At 56.2% G+C, this 19,295-nt stretch carries 14 protein-coding genes; 5 read left to right on the forward strand and 9 right to left on the reverse strand.

The features are described from left to right. Positions 1 to 46: 46 nt before the first annotated feature. Entirely contained in the window at positions 47 to 1,357 is a 1,311-nt protein-coding gene (locus EI77_RS19540) for a hypothetical protein (RefSeq protein WP_133796996.1), read from the reverse strand. Between the two features lie 158 nt (positions 1,358 to 1,515). Between EI77_RS19540 and EI77_RS19545 the strand changes: the two genes are divergently transcribed. Both EI77_RS19545 and EI77_RS19550 read left to right on the forward strand, forming a co-directional pair. Next, entirely contained in the window at positions 1,516 to 4,227 is a 2,712-nt protein-coding gene (locus tag EI77_RS19545) for an AsmA-like C-terminal region-containing protein (RefSeq protein WP_133796997.1), read from the forward strand. A gap of 464 nt (positions 4,228 to 4,691) precedes the next feature. Beyond that, on the forward strand, positions 4,692 to 6,581 hold the full coding sequence (locus tag EI77_RS19550; protein ID WP_133796998.1) for a TonB-dependent receptor plug domain-containing protein: 1,890 nt from the start codon (positions 4,692 to 4,694) through the stop codon (positions 6,579 to 6,581). 54 nt (positions 6,582 to 6,635) lie between these two features. On the opposite strand, the gene EI77_RS19555 is transcribed toward EI77_RS19550, so the two are convergent. Both EI77_RS19555 and EI77_RS19560 read right to left on the reverse strand, forming a co-directional pair. After that, positions 6,636 to 7,673: a threonine aldolase family protein gene (locus EI77_RS19555; protein ID WP_133796999.1), complete on the reverse strand. Its 1,038-nt coding sequence runs from the start codon at positions 7,671 to 7,673 to the stop codon at positions 6,636 to 6,638. 13 nt (positions 7,674 to 7,686) lie between these two features. Continuing rightward, a complete protein-coding gene (locus EI77_RS19560) occupies positions 7,687 to 8,055 on the reverse strand; it encodes a Dabb family protein (RefSeq protein ID WP_133797000.1) in 369 nt (122 codons plus the stop codon). 73 nt (positions 8,056 to 8,128) lie between these two features. Between EI77_RS19560 and EI77_RS19565 the strand changes: the two genes are divergently transcribed. Beyond that, on the forward strand, positions 8,129 to 10,078 hold the full coding sequence (locus EI77_RS19565; RefSeq protein WP_243838948.1) for an ABC-F family ATP-binding cassette domain-containing protein: 1,950 nt from the start codon (positions 8,129 to 8,131) through the stop codon (positions 10,076 to 10,078). Positions 10,079 to 10,245: 167 nt separating this feature from the next. Here the strand turns inward: EI77_RS19565 and EI77_RS19570 are convergent, their stop codons facing one another. From EI77_RS19570 to dnaA, 6 genes are read right to left on the reverse strand one after another with little or no spacing between them, the layout of a single operon-like run. Then, positions 10,246 to 11,085, reverse strand: a complete 840-nt coding sequence (locus EI77_RS19570) for a hypothetical protein (protein ID WP_133797001.1) — start codon at positions 11,083 to 11,085, stop codon at positions 10,246 to 10,248. An 8-nt stretch (positions 11,086 to 11,093) separates the two neighbouring features. Further along, complete coding sequence (locus EI77_RS19575) at positions 11,094 to 11,966, reverse strand: metallophosphoesterase family protein (protein WP_133797002.1); 873 nt, start codon at positions 11,964 to 11,966, stop codon at positions 11,094 to 11,096. Between the two features lie 6 nt (positions 11,967 to 11,972). Beyond that, a complete protein-coding gene (locus tag EI77_RS19580) occupies positions 11,973 to 13,262 on the reverse strand; it encodes a hypothetical protein (protein ID WP_133797003.1) in 1,290 nt (429 codons plus the stop codon). A gap of 28 nt (positions 13,263 to 13,290) precedes the next feature. Beyond that, positions 13,291 to 14,274: an MDR family NADPH-dependent oxidoreductase gene (locus EI77_RS19585; protein WP_166647379.1), complete on the reverse strand. Its 984-nt coding sequence runs from the start codon at positions 14,272 to 14,274 to the stop codon at positions 13,291 to 13,293. Positions 14,275 to 14,321: 47 nt separating this feature from the next. Further along, positions 14,322 to 15,419: a dienelactone hydrolase family protein gene (locus EI77_RS19590; RefSeq protein ID WP_133797005.1), complete on the reverse strand. Its 1,098-nt coding sequence runs from the start codon at positions 15,417 to 15,419 to the stop codon at positions 14,322 to 14,324. A 43-nt stretch (positions 15,420 to 15,462) separates the two neighbouring features. Further along, complete coding sequence (gene dnaA, locus EI77_RS19595; RefSeq protein ID WP_133797006.1) at positions 15,463 to 16,944, reverse strand: chromosomal replication initiator protein DnaA; 1,482 nt, start codon at positions 16,942 to 16,944, stop codon at positions 15,463 to 15,465. 582 nt (positions 16,945 to 17,526) lie between these two features. Here dnaA and EI77_RS19600 point away from each other — a divergent pair. Beyond that, positions 17,527 to 18,378: a hypothetical protein gene (locus EI77_RS19600; RefSeq protein ID WP_133797007.1), complete on the forward strand. Its 852-nt coding sequence runs from the start codon at positions 17,527 to 17,529 to the stop codon at positions 18,376 to 18,378. A 9-nt stretch (positions 18,379 to 18,387) separates the two neighbouring features. After that, positions 18,388 to 19,248: a presqualene diphosphate synthase HpnD gene (gene hpnD, locus EI77_RS19605; protein ID WP_133797008.1), complete on the forward strand. Its 861-nt coding sequence runs from the start codon at positions 18,388 to 18,390 to the stop codon at positions 19,246 to 19,248. Positions 19,249 to 19,295: the final 47 nt, after the last annotated feature.

The raw sequence follows: 19,295 nt of genomic DNA on the forward strand, positions 1-19,295 counted from the left end.
GCGAAAGTATTCCAGGGGGTGCGGTTTAGACAAGATCCGCAGTATGTTATAACCTGACTTGGTTGATGACATCCTGGATAAACATCCAGTTTTTGGTGATCTGAGCGGCGACGAAAGCGGCGAGGAGGATGGTGATGGGGAATTTGATTTTTGGCCAGTGGTCGAGGCTGCGTTCGAGGCCAAGTCCGGTGGCGATAACGACGGCCGGCGTCCACAGGCAAGCGAAGAGGAGCAGCCGATCCGGAGTGGCGTACCAGGGTAAAACGGCGATATTCCAGACGATGATGGCAACGATGCCGAGGCTGAAGGGGTCCAATTGGGCACGCCACACAAGGCCAGCAAAGGCGAGGGCCAGAAGGAGAAACCAAGCGGCTCCGATGCCTTTTTGAAGGTCGAGCCGGGACCAGGAGGCTTCGGGCAGGATGACACGACGGCGGTTACCGAAGCCGGAATCGGGTTCAGTGGCGACTGAGGAAGGGGCAACGAGGTTGGAGAGAAAGACTTCACGGGCCACTCGGCCAGCGTTTTCACGGTTAGCGGACCAGGGGGCCTCCTGGATTTTCCAGGTGAGGAGTGATGGGGGCAGAGGCGCGGACAGGGGATAAATGATGCGCTGAAGGTTAGCGAGGCCAAAGGTAAGGGTGACGGCGGCCAGTGCGATCAAAAGAGGCTGCGGGGTGAAGCGCTGCTGCTGGGTACTGTCATGGGCACAACGGGCGATGGCGAAAAGAATAACGGGGATGATGCTGCCGACGAAACAGCTCATGGCATAGGTGGCGACGAGGGTGTGCAGCCACCAGGGGGCCAGGGAGCCCCGGGCGGAAACGGCAGCGAGTGTTGCAACCCCCAGGCCTGCGAAGATCCAGACCTCCGGCAGAGGAGCCGTGAGCCACAGGCAGGGGCCGGCACCGCAGGCCATGGCGAGGAGAATGGCACGAAGAGACGCAACGCAGTTCCAGAGCATGGCATGATAAACCATGACCACGATGAGGGCACCGGCCAGGCAGGTGAGCAGGGCGATGCCGTGTTTGCGCGCACGGTTATTGTCCTGCCCCAGGTATTCCCAACCGCGGATGAGGAGCTGGGCAGGCGCGTGATGAAGCAGGATGAAGGCTGGATGCTCTGCGCTGATGCTGCGATGATCATCCATGCGGGAAGCTGTGAGGCTGCGAAAGACTGTCTGCGTCTCGGCACCGAAAATGACTGCATCCCGGACATAGATGGGAGTATCCTGCAACTGCTGGTGGGCGGCAAAGAAGAGACTATAAAAGGCGACGGCAAGAATGGCCCCCATGCCCCGCCAGCGTGTGATGACACGACTGGTGCGGGAGGCATGAACATAGGTGGAGGCACGCATTCCGTGAAAGGTCCATGAGAGTGGAGGGAGCAGCAATGATGAATGATGATCCTTTTGCAGATGGCATCGTCTATTGCTGCGCAGAATCTTGCGTATCTTCTTTATCTGAGAAGGCTTGGCCTTGTCTTGCTGACGATGAAGGTTAGCATGGGTATCTGATGAAAAAGCTGATCCGAGGCGTGATCAAGCTCTGCGTGGCGAGCGCCGTGCTGAGCGCGGTGATCTATGCCAGTTCGGAATCGTTCTCGCGGAGGTGGCGGGAATTTATTATCGGCCAGATGGCTGAGCGGGGGCTCCATATGGATTTAAAGCGGCTGATGCTGAATCCGTTTGGCGGACTGATTGCGCGCGATGTGAAGGTTTTTACAGGAGCAGACCGCCTGCATGTACTGGCATCGGTGGACGAGTTGAACCTGGATTTTGACTACGGAAAGCTGCTGGAAAAAATGTTTGTGGTGGATGGGCTGGAACTGAGCCATGCCAGTGTATCCCTGCCGGTGGATGACCCTGAAGGCGGTGAGCACACGGTGATCACATTGGAGGATCTGAGCGCGCGGGCTTTTCTCAGAGAGGGAGTGTTGGAAGTTCGGCAGGCACAGGGGACGCTGTCCGGCATCCGCCTGAACATTACAGGATTGCTGACGCTGCCAGGAAAAAAGGTGGATGAGCCGCCGAAGGCCAAGGTGGACAGCCTTTCCGTGAGCGAGCAAATCAAGGTGATCAATGCACATCACCGGCGCATCCAGCGGGGGGTGGAGTGGCTGAACCGCTTTGAATTTGATACCCCGCCGCAGGTGAGGCTGGAGGTGAACGGCGACCTGGGGCGACCGCAGGAGCTTTCAGCACGGTTGTTTTTTGAAGCGATGGGCCTGCGATACGGTACGTATGTGTGTGAGGACCTGCTGGCAGAGGCGGAATATAAAGCGGGCTTGATCGACCTGACGCGGCTGATTATTAAAGATCCGACGGGGCAGGTGAATGGCAGTGCGACGTGGCGGATGGGGACGCCGGATCTGAGATTCCAACTGACCTCAAGTGCGGATTTGCCCGGACTGGCGCAGGCATTTCTAAACAGCGACAACTTGCGCGAAATTGTGTTTTACGGGACGCCGCATTTGGCGCTGAATGGTGTCTGGTATGTAGACGGTCCAATGGCGCAAGGGAAGCGGCCTGTGCAGGCGACTGGAAGGCTGGATTGCGGACGCTTCAGCACCCGGGGGGCGGTTTTTGACGGGCTGGAGGCAAATATAGGGGTGTCTCCAGAGGGTGTGTATATTCGGGACATGCTGTTGAAGCATGAGACTGGGACGTTGACGGCGCAGGCACTGTCCCATGAGGCGGAGGGATTTCGTTATAGGGCGGTCTTGAGGATGGATCCCAATGCGTTTCTGCCCTTTGCGAAAATGCCACAGACCCGGGAGATCATCAGTCGCTTCCAGTTTAATCCAAAGTCAAACATCTACTTTGAGGTGGAAGGGTCCGGGCCGAAGGCTGACCTCCAGCTATGCCTCAACAAGGGCAGGGGAGATCTGCGGAATTTTCGCTATCGTGGGGTGGACATGGAAATGATGCAGGCGGATGTGGAGTTCCAAGGGCCAATTCAGCATTATCGGAATGCGAAGATCCAAAGAGCCGAAGGCGTGGGCGAGGTGGCTCATGTGCATGTGGACGACAAAGAAAAATGGGTGCGTCTGGAGGGTATTCGTTCGAAACTGGATCCGGTGGCGGTGACAAGCTGCTTTGCGCCGAAAGTAGCAGATATCATTGCGAAATACCGGCTGCCAAAAACGACCGCAGTGGAATTGGACGGGCTGATTTACTACAAGGACCCCACGCGGAATGACTTTAATGTGAGCTTCCGACATTCGTCAGGAACGGGGCGTTATGTTTTGTGGGGGGAGGATTACCTTATTTCTGCGCCTCAGGGGGAGTTGAGTTTTAAGGGCCATGACATGAAGTTTGACATCCGTGGACGCCTATTTGGAGAGGCACTAAGCGCGAAAGGTCGTGTCGATCTGGCTCCGGGAACGAATGATTTTTCAGTGCTGGTGAATGCAGGGGAGTTTCCGTATGAGATCTTTGGCAAGGATCTGCCTTTTGACCAAGTGAAGGCAGATGTCTCCAGCCGTGGCAGCACGACGTATTTCGATGTGAAGTCCTCCTTATTAGGAGGAGCCTTTTCGCTGAAGGGAACACTCAATGAGCGGCTGCAGCCGCAGTCGTATGAGGGGGAACTGATGCTGGATGGGGTGAGCTTTCTGCGTCTCACCCAGATCTACTCGAAGACGAATGATACGGAGGGAGATATCACCGGACATTTCCGCTTCGCCGGGCGCATGAATGACTGGATGTCACTCAAGGGAGGCGGTGCTGCTACGATCCTGAATGGCAACCTGTACGCCGTTCCCATCCTGGGGCCTCTGACGCCGATCTTGGGAAGTGTGCTGCCAGGACAGATCAAGGGATACAATGTCGCAAAGGCGGCGGACTGTACCTTTGAGGTGGCAGATGGTTTTATCGTGACCAAAAATATCGAGGCAACCACGAGTGTCTTCAGGATTGCGATGGGGGGTAAGATCGACTTCATCCGCGATGCGGTGGACCTGACTGCGCAGGTACGCATCAGGGGTATTCCTGGGCTGGTGTTTTTGCCATTCAGTGAGCTACTAGAGTACCGTGGGACCGGGGCCATCAGCGATACGCAGTGGAAGTCCAATCTGCTAAGTGGGAACCGCAAAACGACTGAGCGTGCGCCGCCGAGTGCCGCGAATATGGAAGAGGCAGAGCGAATCGCGAGAGACTCGTTGCCCCTAAAAAAAGAAGAGCCGAAGAAGTCAGGGTCCATTTTTAACCGACCTGGAGGACGGTGAATCTTTGGTATTGCGCAGCCTGCCAGGGCGCTTTATGAGCAATGCATGGCAGGGGTGTGCGAGAGCACAGGTCCTGTTTTCTTTATCAAGCCCGGAGTCATGATGATGACCCGGCAGCCATTCGCAGATGCAGGGAAGACCGTGAAAACCGGTCACAGTGGCGCTGCGGTATCGGGTCACAATTTCACAACGTGGCCGTCAGTGATGACGGCCAGGCAAAGTCAATCGGAGAGCGATCTCCGGTGAAGGCGAGTGAGAGAGGCGGGGAATTTATTCCCCACAAACCCGGAGTCCGAATATCTCGCTGCGAATGCTCACACCCGCACCTCCATACGGAGACACGTGGGTTCACACTTCATCGCAACAATGAAGGGTGGGACCGAATGCCCAGGCCATGTCCGCTTTGCCCAAAAGCGGATAATCTGGCGTGAGTGCTCGTTCTTGCCGCAATCAGCAAGACATCAATGACATCTATAAAAAAAGCCCTCCGTTCCGCTCTCGGCACGGCAGGCATCGCCATCACTATCACACAGAGCCTGATCTCTGCAGAACCTCCTGCGGAGACTCCTCCAACCAAGGACAATAACCAACTGCCACAGGTCGTGGTCACGGCCACCAAGACTGAGACGGAGGCGTGGAAGACGGCCTCTTCTGTTACGGTCATCAACCGTGAAGAAATCGAAAGAGAGCATTACCGGATGCTTGCGGATGCCCTGCGCCGTGTGCCAGGACTGACGCTAGCGGACCGGGGCGCCCCGGGCACCCTGGCCACGGTCCTGATGCGCGGGACGAAATCCGAGCATACGGCCGTGCTGGTGGATGGCAGGCCTGTGCCGATGAACTTAGCAGGGACCTTCAATCTAGAGACGACGCCACTGGATAACATTGAGCGGATTGAGGTGCTGCGCGGCCCTGCATCCAGCCTATATGGGGGAAAGACCATCGGCGGGGTGATCAATGTCATCACACGCAGCGGGCGCGGTCTGGCGAAACCCCAGACCACGGCTTTTTTCGAAGCGGGCAGCTACGGTAGCTTTCGTGAAGGTATCAGCACTCTTGGCTCTTCAGGGGATGTGGACTGGGCCTTCGACTTCAATCGTACGGATCTCCAAGGGCAGCGGGTCAACAGTCAGTTTCAGCAGACGGGGGGTGCAGGAAGACTGGGTTATCAGGTCTCGGAGACACTGCGCCTGGAGCTGGATGCGCGTCACTATGAGTCCATCGTTGGAAATCCGGGCAACACCCTGAGCAATGATAATGATGATCAGACACGTACGGAATACTTCAGCATCTCCCCCCGCGTGGTCTGGGACACGACGGAGAACTGGCGGCAAACGCTGACTTATTCCTTCAGTACCTTCCGCCAGGTGGCCACCGGCTTCACTAGCCCTTACTTGGTAAATAATCGGATCACGGTGCAGACTCATTTCCTGGAATACATGAATGAGATCAAGGCCACGGACTGGTGGACTCTTACCGCAGGTCTATGGTTGCAGGATCAAGGGTATGAGCGCTTCAATGATACTGACGGTATCCGCGACATTGCACAGAACGGTACCAATTGGGCCGTGTATGCGCAGTCACAGATGGAGGTGGTCAAAGGATTGAACCTGATCGCAGGCCTAAGGCACGACAGTTACTCGGACTTTGAAGATGCGACGACTTGGCGCGGTGGTGTGAGCTACCGTGTGCCCGTGACGGAGACGCTGCTGCATGCTAATTATGGCACCGCGTTTTCCCCTCCGAGTCCACAGGACCTCGCTCCGGCCCTCTCCGGCAATGCGCTGCTGGTCAAGCCTGAGCGCAGTCGTGGATTTGAGTTTGGTATTGAGCAGCCGATCCCGGCAGCGAAGGCCCGAGTGAGCGCCACTTTTTTCCAGAATGATCTGGAGGATACCCATCAGTACGATATGATTTCTGGAGTTGTTCAGCCTATCGGAGAGGCGCGCACGCGCGGTGTGGAGCTGGGGGCTGACTGGCAGCCGTGTAAAGAGGTGACGGTGTATGCTTCCTATACCTATCTGGATGCTGATGACCTGAGTGGAAACGTCAGGCTTGTGCGGCGTCCGAGGCATTCGATGGCTGGCGGTATCGCTGTGACTCCTGTAGAGGATGTGACGGTGAGCCTGTCCGCTGTCTATGTGGTGGACCGGGAGGACTTTGACCCGGCCACCTTTGCACAGACGGATTTGGAAGACTATCTGGTGGCGCGTCTGTCCATGAACTGGCGTGTGCATGCGAATGTGGAACTTTTCGCCCGCATCGAAAACCTGTTTGGTGAAAGCTACGAAGAGGTGGCAGGTTTTCCTGCTTATGACACCGGGGTCTATGCAGGTGTGAAAGTCCGATTCTAATTACAGAACAGTTTAGCGGGGGCGGAGGCTGTGAGGTCTCCGCCCTCGTCGTGTTCACGAATAAGCTGCGGCATCCGCCAAAAAGGCTTCAACATCTGCCTCAGTGGTGGCCCACGAACACATGAGCCTTGAGCCGCCACCGATGAAGCTATAAAACATCCAGCCGCGTTCCTTCAGGCCGACTTTGATGGAATCTGGCAGGCTGGCAAAAACGGCATTGGCATCCACGGGATAAAGGATATCCACATCAGGCAGACTGCGGAGGCCATCGGCAAGCTTACTCGCCAGGGTATTGCCATGTGTGGCATGCTTGCGCCAGGTTTCGTTGCCTAGCATTTGCAGCCACTGGGCGGAAATAAACCGCATTTTGGAGCAGAGTTGACCGGCTTGCTTGCACCGGTATTCGAAGTCACGGGCAAGGTCGCGATTAAAGAAGACGACAGCCTCAGTGACAGCCATGCCTAGCTTGGTCCCGCCACAGCAGAGCACGTCCACTCCCGCCTTCCACGTGATCTCTGCCGGGGTGGTGCCAAGGGCAGCCAGGGCATTGAAAAAACGTGCGCCGTCCATGTGGACATGCAGGCCGTGTTTTTTCGCGATTTGGCAAAGAGCGGTGATCTCATCTGGACGGTAAGTCGTGCCCAGTTCCGTACTCTGGCTGAGGCTGAGAGCGCGTGGACGCGGGTAATGCAGATCCGTGCGATGGGTGATGAGGCGCTCCACATCGGCAGGGTCCAGCTTGCCTAACGAACTTTTTGCCAAAAGGAGTTTGGAGCCGTTGGAGAAAAACTCCGGTGCGCCGCACTCGTCCGTTTCCACATGGGAGACATCGCTGCAAATGACGCTGTTGTAACTCTGGCAAAGGGTGGCCAATGAGAGTGAATTCGCAGCAGTACCGTTGAAGACAAAGAAGACCTCGCAGTCCGTTTCAAAGAACTGACGAAAGGTTTCGCATGCCTGCTGGGTGAGGGCATCCGCCCCGTAGCTGGGCTGGTATCCAGCATTGGCCTCGGCCATCGCCTGCCAGGCTTCAGGACAGACGCCGGAGGTGTTGTCTGAGGCGAAGTGATATTTCACAGGAACCGTGCTCACATGGGGGACGGGTTTATTTGGCCACGTAATCGAGCACGCAGACTTTGTCCAAAAGTGGCTTTAGTTTGGCGACAAAGGCCTCATGTTCAGGATGAGGCAGATAGGTTTCCAAACCGGCTTTATCGGCAAAGGTGACGAGGAAACAGTGGGTAAAGCCGTCGTTGAGATTTTCGGGACTGACGTTCGTACCCCATTCGAAGGCTTGGACGGTATCCACTTTTTTTGACAGCTCGATGAAGGCTTTTTCGATGCCCTGCACCTGCTCAGGAGTGGCGCTGTCTTTGAATTTAAAAAAGACGACGTGGCGGTAGGGTGCTTCGGCGGCGGGGGCGGATGTCATGAGGATAAAGACGGTGGCGAGGGTGAGGAGCAGGCCTTTCATGGTGGATAAAAACGTGATTCGCCCCTTTCATGATGCATAAGATATCCGGTGTCGAGCCTGCATTCGCTCTGGCATGAGAACTACAGCGCGGTATGTCTTCTGCCCCCTCTTTGCCATGCCTCCGCCGACCGCTGCCCTCCTCTCCGCCAATGAACTTGCTCTTTCCTATGGCAATCAACGCCTGCTGGAAGAGGTGACCCTGGCCGTGGCTGCGGGGGAAAAAGTGGGGCTTGTGGGCCGCAATGGCTGCGGGAAGACGAGTCTGCTGAAGATCCTGGCGGGTGTGGAAAGACCGGATTCTGGAGAGCTGTCTATCCGGCGTGGACTGCGCATGGGCTATCTGCCCCAGGAATTCGAACTGGACATGGAGCGTACGGTTTTGGAAAACATCCAGGCAGGAGCGGCGGATCTGGTGAGCTGGATCAACCGATATGAAGCGGGGGAAGGCAGCGATGCTGAACTGGCTGAGATGCTGCACCAGATCGAGGCGGCGGACGGGTGGAATCTGGATGCTCGTATCCGGGCGACAGCCACTGCTCTATCTTCCCCGCCGCTGGATGCCATCGTGGCTCCGCTATCCGGAGGTGAGAAGCGCCGTGTGGCTTTGTGCCGTGCGCTGGTGGCTCAGCCGGACCTGCTGCTGCTGGACGAGCCGACCAACCATCTGGATGCAGACTCCATCCGCTGGCTGGAAGACTGCCTGCGCGGTTTCCCCGGTGCGACGATCTTCGTCACCCATGACCGCTATTTCCTGGACGTCATCGCGACGCGTATCATTGAACTTTCCGACGGGCGGTGTTACTCGCACCCAGGAAACTACACGGCCTTTTTGGAAAGCAAGGCTGCACGCCAAGCTATCGCTGAGCAGTCAGAGCGCCGTCGTCAGCGCTTCCTGCGTACGGAGCTTGAATGGGTGCGCGCGGGTGTGAAAGCACGCGGGACGAAACAGCGCAGTCGGCTGGAAGCATTTTATGCGATCGAAGGGCAGGAAGCCCCTCCGGAGGAGCGTGAAATGGATCTGCTGCTGCCTCCTCCTGCGGAGATGGGAGACATCGCGGTGAACCTGGAAAACGTCGGCGGCATGGTGGAGACGGATGCGGGTGAGCGGTGGTTGTTTAAAAATCTGGATGTCATTTTTCGGCCGGGCCAGTGCACGGGCATCGTTGGTCGTAATGGCGCAGGAAAGACGACGCTGCTGCGTATCTGCATGGGCCAGAGGCCGCCGGACATCGGCAAGGCGACGGTGGGCAAGAAGGTGGTGTTTAACTACATCGACCAGACCCGCATGCAACTCTCCGGCGATGGCACGGTATTGGCGGAAGTGGCTGACCAGGATGATGTGGTGTTCTTTGGCCAGCAGCGGATGAGTGCCCGTGCGTACCTGCGGAGGTTTCTTTTCAATGATGACCGCACGAATGAACGTGTGGACCGCCTCTCAGGGGGCGAACGCGCCCGACTGATGCTGGCTAAAGTGCTCAAGCGCGGCGGCAATGTGATCGTGCTGGATGAGCCGACCAATGACCTGGATTTGCAGAGTTTACGTATCTTGGAAGAAGCCCTGAGCAACTTCCCCGGCACATCCATCGTGGTCAGCCATGACCGTTACTTTTTGGACCGGGTGTGTGATCAAATCATCGCCTTTGAAGAATCCGGCGTGCATGTGCAGGTGGGCAATTACAGCTACTATCTGGAGAAGCGCAAGGAGCGTGAAGCGCGTGACAAACTTTGGGCCACTTCTGCAAAAGCGGAGAAAACCGCCACCGCAAAAAACCAGGCGAAACCGCGTAAGCTAAGCTTCAAGGAGATCCGTGAGTTGGAAGAGATCGAGGCGGTGATCCTGGAGTGTGAAGGCAAAGTGGAAGAGATGGATGCCACTTTAAACGACCCTTCCTTTTATGTCACACGCTCAACGGAAGCGGAGGGCATGATCAAGCAGTTAGAAGATGCAAAAACCCGTGTTGCGCGCCTCTATGCAAGATGGGAAGAGCTCGAAGCACTGAAGGCGGCGAGTGAAGTACAGTAGCCATCACGCTCCGCGTGATGCGTTATTGAGGATAGAAACTTTGTGAATTGCCAATCAACGGACACGTATGTCCAGCCGCGTCAGCGTGGGTTGGGAGCCGGGCAGATTTCGAGGCGCGAGAACGCATCACGCGGAGCGTGATGGATACTGTACTGCGTCTCCCCGCTCTACTTTTTCTCGACCTTCTCGATCTTCGAGATCACCACTTCCTTCGTCTTCTTCACAATCCCGTAGAAAATGCCCGGTTTCACGGGATCCCAGGAAAAGGCTTGGCCCTCGGCACTGATGGATACGGTATCCACCCAGTCCATGACGGAACCGGCTTTGGGAAAGCGAAGCACGAAGAGTTGTTTGGCATCGTGTCCGGTGATGAAGACGGTGCCTTCAGGGGAGATGCTGCCGCCTGAGCAACTGGAGCCGCCGAAGATTTCAATGATCCGAGGCGGCAATACCCAGCCGCCAGTGCGACGCCATTCGGTATCAAAACGCACCAGTTCCGTCCACATGGGATCCCTGCCTGTTTGGGGGCTGCTCTTGGAATAATGGGCGAAGCAGGCATACCAATGGTCTTCATGCCAGGCGATCCAGGTCAACGAACCGGAGGCAATGCCGAGGCTGTAGGTGCCGATGTGAGTCATCGTTACCGGATCAAAGGTCTCGATGGAACTGGTCATCGGTGTGCCGGGGAAATTGGAATGCGCACACATGAGTTTCCCTTCATGAATGATGCCGGAGTTCATGTGGATGAAAGGACCATTTTTCTCTTCCTTCCATTCGCCCACACGTTCCAAGGTGTCTTTGCGATACTTGCCAATGGCGGTGTTGGTGATGACGTAAATGAATTCGCCATCGGCTACGACACCCTGATTGGCTTCAGGGGAAGTGAAGCGTTTAATCTCTTCGTGATGCCACTTGCCAGTGGAAACAGGTTGCTCTTTCGAATCGGCTTTCTCCGCGGCAAAAGCACTGGTAAGGCCGAACAGAGAGAGGAGCCAAAGCGTTTTCATGAAGGGCATCAGGATGTGAAAATGTGGCTGGTTTGTTTGCGGAAACCATTCAAGCGTAGGGAGCTGTCGGGCAGGACGTCGAGGAGGGTATAGCCGTTGTTTTCCTGTCCGCTGCCTTCGATCATGGCCACCAGTGTGCAGTAGGGAATGCCATTGATCTGTTGCAGATCGTTCTTGTGTGAATGTCCCTGAAAGACGGCGAGAACTTTTTTGGACTGCTCCAAAATCGCACGCACTTCAGCCGCATTTTTTACAGCGTGAGCCACGTCCATGTCCAGGCGCTGGTGGGCCATCACAATGACAGGGCCGGTAGCGCGAGCGAGTTCATCCTTCAGCCAGGAAAGTTCCTGGGCGGGGATGTGGCAGTCCTTCCAGTGGAAGTTGCTGCGGCCATAGGCGATGCCGTCTTCCCGGAAGCACGCATCCAGCAGGATAAAGCGAATGCCGTTTTTCTCGAACGAACTGTAGCCTGAGAGGGCAGCACCCGTGTGGGCTGCAAATTCGGCCTTGGTCAGTGTACCTACACAGTGATTGCCTAACACATAGTGTCGCGGCATGGCCAGCTTGGCGTAATGCTGCTCCATCGTTTTCAACCATTCCAGCTCCTGCTCCACGGTGGGAGCCTGATCAATGAAATCGCCCAACTCGATGACGGCGGCGGGTTTTTCGCGGTTCATGAATTCCACCGCCTCATCCAGCTTGCTCAGGGCCTCGCGATAGAAGCGGGTCTTGGTAGCTTCCTTGTCGGCATAGTGGAGATCGGTCATGAGTCCTACCCGGAGGATGGGCTGGGCCTCCGTTTCAGCGGCAAGAATTTTGCCTGCCCCGAGGCCGGCGAGGCATAAGGAACCCTGGTGAATAAAAGCGCGACGGGAATTCATAAAGCATCATGGGTTTACTGCATGTTCCTTCAGCCGCCACCAGGCGGACTCGAGCGGAAAGAATTGGGAGAGATAGACTTTATCGAACCGGTAGTGGGTGATCACCCTCTCAATGGCTGGGACATGTGTTTGGACAAAGGCGGTATCAGGACAAAGTGTAACCACCCAGGCGGCGAAACACGGTTCCCGTAGATAATTCTTTTCGATCTTTAACCGTGGTGAATGGAGGGCCTGCACACGCAGCCCGGCACGAGCCACGTCTGCGGCATCCTTCTCGCTATGCTGCGGCTTCCAGGCTTCGTTCATTACTCGCCAGTCGGTATTAAAAACCTCGGTGCCGTTGACATCAAATTGGTCAATGAGTGGCAGGCTTTGGGCGGCTAATTCCGCACTGTGTCGCAGGCCCTCCGCATAGGCTGCTTTCATGGCCGGGTCCGTCTCCATTTCCCACAGGGCATGTAGGCAGACGACGCCTTCGCTGCCAGTCCATGAATAGCGTGGCCCCTGGCTGCCATCGAAGATCATGCCCACACGACAGGTTTCGATGCGAGAAGGGTGGTTATCGCCAAGCTTCTGGTTAGCCGCCTCCAGGTAACGCTGCTGCCAGCTTTCATCCCTGGTGAAGTGATGCATGGCTTTCATCACAAAAAGAAGACGTGGTGCGCCTTCCCAGCCGGGTTTGGCAAAGGTGCCACGATGAGGACATGGCGGCCCGTCTGTGGGCATCTTCCAGCCGTTTAGATCGAGGATGCGGATGTTTTCGACAAACGCTGCGGTCAGCTTTGCTTCCTCTTCAGGTGTGGCGAGACCATCGATGATAAAACGCCAGATTCCATAATGCCATGGGGTTGTTTGGTCATTTGAGCCAAGCGGATAGGTGGTGCCGCCATCCGTGGCAATACCACGGGCGATGAAGCCGGGTGTCTTGCCAATGGTGGAAACTTTCAGCAGACCCGCGATAAGACGCCGGGCTTTGCTGCGGGCTTCCTCGTCTTTGGTGAGCTTCCAGCGTGTGCACAGGGCATCCAGGTAGAGGCCATTGAACATGGGGCCGTCCTCATTGGGCACGCCCCAGCTCAGCGCACTGGGTTTGAGCGCAAGGCAGTCTTCGGGAGTCGGGCGGATGATCTTTCCATCCAGGTCCGTGTAATCCAGGACGAGGTTGTGCTCATCCATGAAGCGGCTCCAGATTTCCTGGTGGGCTTTTTCGACAGCCTGCTCGGCGTTGTCAGCGACCACAGGGCAGGGGAATGCGGCCAAGAGGCCGAAGACCAGTAAAAGTGACGGGCGGATCATGAGGCGGGTATCAAAGGACGCGACCTTATTAGGCCAGATCCAGGATGACTTTGCCGGAACGTCCGCCTTCCTGGGCGCGGAGGATGGCTTTGCGAAAATCTGTGATCGGGAAGATTTCATCCACGGCGGTCACGATCTCACCATGGGCCACCATTTTGGTGAGAGGTTCCAGCACTTCGGCCAGTTCAGCTGTGCCAGATTCCTCAAACCAACGGCTGATCCACAAGCCATGGAGCTGAAGGTTTTTGAAGATTAAAAATTTGTTAGGCACTTTCAGGCTGCGGCGGCTCATGGCTCCGTATGTCACCAGGCTGCCTCCAGGAGAGAGGAGATCCATCAGGCGGATGGCGCTGTCACCGCCGACCGCATTGGTGGCCAGGGTGATCTTTTCATCCTTCAGCATCTGCTTCGCGGCTGCCAGGCCACCCTCATCATCGATGAAGACGAAATCAGCTCCCAGGGCCAGCAGTTCTGGGATCAATTCCGCACGCCGCACGAAATTGACCGTGCGGATGCCGAGACCTTTGGCGATCTGAATGAGAGCGCGGCCGACACCTGAGTTGGCCGCGTTTTGTGCCACCCATTCACCTTCGGTCACAGGAACGTATTTTTTTAACAAATGCCAAGCCGTGACAGGATTGACGCGCAGCATGGCTGCCTGCACCCGGTCAATGCCAGGCGGCAGTTTGGCGAAATGCAGTTCAGCCGCAGTAAGGTGCTGGCTCCAGCATCCCGTGCCGAGAAGGGGAATGACGACATCACCTTTCTGCAGCGAGGTGACTAGAGGCCCGACTTCCTCCACTTCACCACAAGCTTCGTGGCCAGGCACGGCAGGGGGATGGGCGGCCCGGCCATAAGTGCCCTCAATAAAATTAAGGTCAGCCGGATTGATGGGGGCATAACGCATGTGTACGCGCACCTCATGACCGGTGAGCGGGGCAAGCGGACGCTCGATAAGTTCGAGGACATCGGCAGGATTGCCGGTTTTGGAGAAGGACAGGCAGAGAGACATGGTGTTTTGTGACACAGAAAGGGAGGATTGCCAAGACAGAGTCGTCATTACTCATGGGAACCCAACGCCCATTCAAGGAAACGGTACACGTGCTCGTTGGAATCGGCGGTGGGGGAGTGGTCAGGCCGGTTGGTCATGGAGACACCGTATTTTTGGCCTAACAAATGATTAACTGTGATGATGTGGTTTAGCGGTATCCAGCGCTTGGGAGGATCTTCAATGCCGCCGGAGACGAGGAATGGGCGCGGGGCCATGAGGGACTGGAACTCGACGAGGTCGTGACCTTGCTCAATCAGTGCCTTGTAGGCACCCGTGCGCGGGCTATCGGGCCGGACGAGGCCGCGCTTGCGGGTCATTGTGCGATCAAAGCCGAGATACCAGGGCTCCTGGTAATTAATGCTCTGGCGGGTCTCGTCAAAAACGATACCGGGATCCGACCAGACTCCGCATGCATATTTGTCCCAGAGACAAGCACCGAACATGGCCCATTTGCCCCCATACGAATGGCCCATGATGCCGATGCGTTTGGCATCCACTTCGGGTCTTTGGGAAAGGGTCGTCCAGGCATTGGCGGATATGTAAGCCAGATAACTGAGAGGCTGGCACTTGGCCCCGGCAGTGAGCACTGGTTTACGCGCATCCCCACCTGGGGAGCCTATAGAGAGAGTGACAAAGCCACGCTTGGTGAGTTGATAGGCGAAGTCTCTCAGGGGCTTGTCCGAAAGACCGATGCTCGTTTCCGGATCATAAAAAGGCACGAACACCGCAGGAAAGGGCCCCTTGCCTTCAGGGATGAGCAAATAGCCTTCACCTGTCTGCTCCTGGGCGATTTGCAGGCGGATGTGGTGCTGGGTGAAATTGTCCCTTTGAGTGGTTTCGAGAATCTCCAGCTTTGGCCTCTCAACGAGCGGCGGCCATTCACCCATGAGTGCATGCCAGTTATGAAGGATCTCCAGACGGCGCTGCTGCCATTCAGTGGCTGTTTTGACCTCGCTGCCGTCATTGAACTTCAACGGTGAAGCATAGGCGCCCAGTTTTCCGGCATATTCTGCAGGTGGCTGGAAGGATGCGGCGATGGACTCCCAAACCGGATCGGCCGCAAAGGAAGTGGAAACAAAAAGGGCGAAGAGATAGGCACGAGTCATGGAGAGACTCAATACGCATCGCTTCACCCTTTTCTGGCGTGGGTCAGGCTTCCTTCAGCTTGGCACTGAGGCGGTCCACCATGGCGCGGAAGTCATGGGTCTCGCTCATGCGCTGGGTGATGACTTTGCAGGCATGGATGACGGTGCCGTGATCACGGCCACCGAATTCTTCGCCAATCTGAATAAGAGGCAGCTTCACCATGTGACGGGTGAGGTACATGGCCACCTGGCGGGCTTCGGCGATGTTTTTGGGACGGCGCGGTCCTGTAAGGTCACTCACGCGAAGATCATACTGGTTGGCCACAGCGCGCTGCACACGGTCCACGGTGATGGACTTGGTGGGCTCTTCATCAATGACATCGTGGAGGAAAGCAGCAAGGGCGGACTCATTGAGCATGGTGCCTTCCAGGGAAACATGGGCGGCAACGCGCATCAGCGCACCTTCCAGGCGGCGGACGTTGGTGCGCACGCGTTGGGCGATGAATTCAAGAATCCAAGGATCCAGGGCAACATTAAAATCGCTCATCTTGCGACGCAGGATGGCCACACGGGTTTCAAAATCCGGTGTCTGAATCTGCGTCGTCAGGCCCCATTCAAAACGCGAGACAAGGCGGCTTTCCAGGTTTTTGATGTCGCTCGGTGGCCGATCACTGGCCAGCACGATCTGCTTGGCGTTGTTGAACAGCTCATTGAAGGTGTGGAAGAATTCTTCCTGAGTGCTGTCCTTGCCTTCAAAGAAGTGCACGTCATCGATCAGCAGCACATCCACCTTCCGGTACTTCTGGCGGAATTGAGTGAAGCTGTGCTTTTTGATGGCCTCGACGAATTCATTGGTGAACTGTTCGGAGGTCACATATCGCACGATCGCCTTCTTTTTGCGCATCAGCACTTCCTGACCGATGGCCTGCATCAGGTGGGTTTTCCCCAGTCCGGTCGCACCATAAAAGAACAGGGGATTGTAAATGCGACCCGGTTTTTCAGACACGGCACGGGCCACCGCGGCCGAGTAGCTGCAATTCGAACCCACGACGAAGCTGTCGAAATTGAATTTCAAATTGAGACCGGCATCGGCAAAAGAGCGGCTCGAACTGACATCCGCCATCACGTGAGGGCTGGCTAGTGGGCGATCACCGTCCTGGCGGGTATTGATGACACGTGCGGCCTTCAAGACTGGCTGAGCAGTCACCGGGAACCCTGGTTGGGAATCATTGGCGATGCTGTATTCAATGCAAGCCGCGGTACCGAGGACTTCTGCCGCTGCATCCGCAAGAGTTCCTGCAAAGTTGCTTTCGATCCAAAGTTGATGGATCGGGTTGGGGACATTGACGATGAAACGATGACCATCGGCAATGCGTGCGGTGGTGCCTGAGAAGCAGCGTTGGAAATTGTCTTGCCCGAGCTTTTTCAGCAGGATGGTGCAGATCTGGTCCCAGGCTGTGGGCTGCAAGCGCAGCATGTCCGACCCTTCGTTTTCTTCAGCGGGTATGGAGAGGGGGGCGGGGTGTTCTTCATGATCGGTCTCCATAAGTGATTGTTGCGTGTCGGAAAAGTTCGGGAGGGGACAAACGCGGCGCTGATTCGGGGGGGAATGCAGCGCCGCGTTTGTTTTTAAAATCTGTCTCTGTGTATGTCGAAACTGACACGGTTCACAAGCAAATCTTGAGCTATTTTTGAAACTTTAAAAGTTGCATCGCGCAGGATGATAAAATTTTTCATACCCATTGCTTAACGATCTCTGCATAACCCGTGAATAAGCTGTGAAAATCCTGTGAGCAGTTGTGTGCAAGTGCTTCTTGGCACGGTTCGTGAAAACCGATCCTTGGCAGCAGGCTTACTATGCAGCAGGGGTAATGATCATCACATGACGGACCCTTCCACTACTCTTTGGCTGCAGACCCTGCTGGTTCTGGCGGTGATGGGTGCGGGCCTGATGCTGCATTTAAAATGGCATCCTCTGCGTGAATGCTTTTCGGATGCGTGGGACATGCTGCAATCCTTCGGATGGCTGGTCCCGCTACTGGCTGCGCTGCATTTGCTGTCCGGCATCGCGCCACCTTGGGGAGTCGCGGATGCAGTGGCTTGGGATGGACTCACTGCCTGGCGACAGATGCTTGAGCTGGTGCCTATGGCTGCACGGGATATGGCGGTATTGACGCATGGTTTTTTCCCTCCCTGGCCATCTTCTCTGGCGGCCCCGGTGCTCCTCTCCCTGTTGGTTTGGAAGACCACCCGGCTCCCTTATCGTTATGGTTCAAGGCGCAAGAGACCCGCGCTATCCAGGTTGTTAATATCTGCGGTCATCGTGGCTTGGTGTTGGATGATTTTGGAGGGGGTGGCCAGCGTGCAAGTGATGCCTGAGTGGCTGGAGACTTTGCGGGTAATGCTGCGCTGGTTGATGGAAGCGCTGACGGTGGCTGGACTTCAGGTTTTCATGATCCGCCTCGTCATGGGATGGGATGAGCCGACACTGCCCAGTGATGAAAAAGATCTGATGCTGGCTCTGGAGCAGACGCTTGCATGTCGATACGGAATTCTGGCTTTGGCAGCGCTGGATTTGCTTTGGCTGATGGCCTGGCGTGCCCTCGACGTGCCTGGATATGGATTATCTGACTGGCTGATGGTTGAATCCTCTTTGCTTTTCGCGGGCGTTCCAGTGGTGGTAGCGCGTGTTCGCGGTTCCTGGACCCAAATGACAGAGGTGCTGGCGCATGTTTTTTTGAAGACGTGGCTGCCCTTGATTGGCTTTGCCCTCACGGCGACGGTTGTGCTGATGCTGGTGCATTTTTCTATGCGCAGTCTTTTTTTCCTGCTGCCCGATGGGCCGATTTGGGGGGGCATGATTCGCATCTTGGTCGCATTGGTGCTTGCCACCGTGCGCAGTTGGCTATTTCTAACTCTTGTGCTGACCCTTATTCGTCATGGTTTAAAATCCTCTGCCTCTTCAGGAGGGGAGAATTGACGTGTTCTCATGACTGACCCCACACTTTCATCCGCCGAAATCGCGCAGCGTGCGAAGTCCAATCTCGCCCTGGCACTGGCCTGCCTGCCTGAGGAGCGGCGGCGTGATATGACCGTCTTTTATGCATTCTGCCGTGTGGTGGATGACATTGCGGACAGCACCAGTCTTGGAGAGGAAGAAAAAGAGAAGGAACTGGCGCACTGGCGTCACTGTGTGAGCACCGGTCAGGCACCGGGCCATCCCGTGCTGGATGAAGTGGTGCCACTACCTCGCAAATATGGTTTCCCACGTGCCTGGCTGGCGGAAATCATCGACGGCGTGGCCAGCGATGTGGTGCACGTGCGCTATGAAACCTATGAGGAACTGCTGGCCTATTGCTATAAAGTCGCCTCGGTTGTCGGCCTCGTCAGTGCTGAGATTTTTGGTGCCACTCAGACCCAGTCACGCGAATACGCGATTCAACTCGGCTATGCTTTGCAACTGACCAACATCATCCGCGATGTGGGACAGGATGCGCGGGAAACTGGCCGCATCTACCTGCCATTGGAGGATCTAAAGCGCTTTGGGGTGACTGAGCAGGAGATCCTGGAAGGGCGTCACAACCAGCGGTTTGTGCAGCTCATGGATTTCGAATATAAACGTGCGCGTGAGATGTATGATACCGCAGCTAAGATGCTGCCTCGCGAGGATCGGGATGCCCTCCTGCCAGCCCGCATGATGGGGCAGGTGTATTTTGAGATTCTGGAAAAGCTGCGTCGTGAGCGCTATCCAGTTTTTGCAAAACGTTGCCGTCTGCACCCCCTTCGCAAGATCTGGATCCTGGGCACCTACATGGCGCGCTCATGGATAGCACGCTTCCGGCGAAAATAAGAAGAACGGGCCTGAACAATTTTGTCGGCCCAGCCGTCAGAGATTGG

The sequence above is a fragment of the Prosthecobacter fusiformis genome, assembly GCF_004364345.1.
In the GTDB taxonomy this organism is placed as follows: Bacteria; Verrucomicrobiota; Verrucomicrobiia; order Verrucomicrobiales; family Verrucomicrobiaceae; genus Prosthecobacter; species Prosthecobacter fusiformis.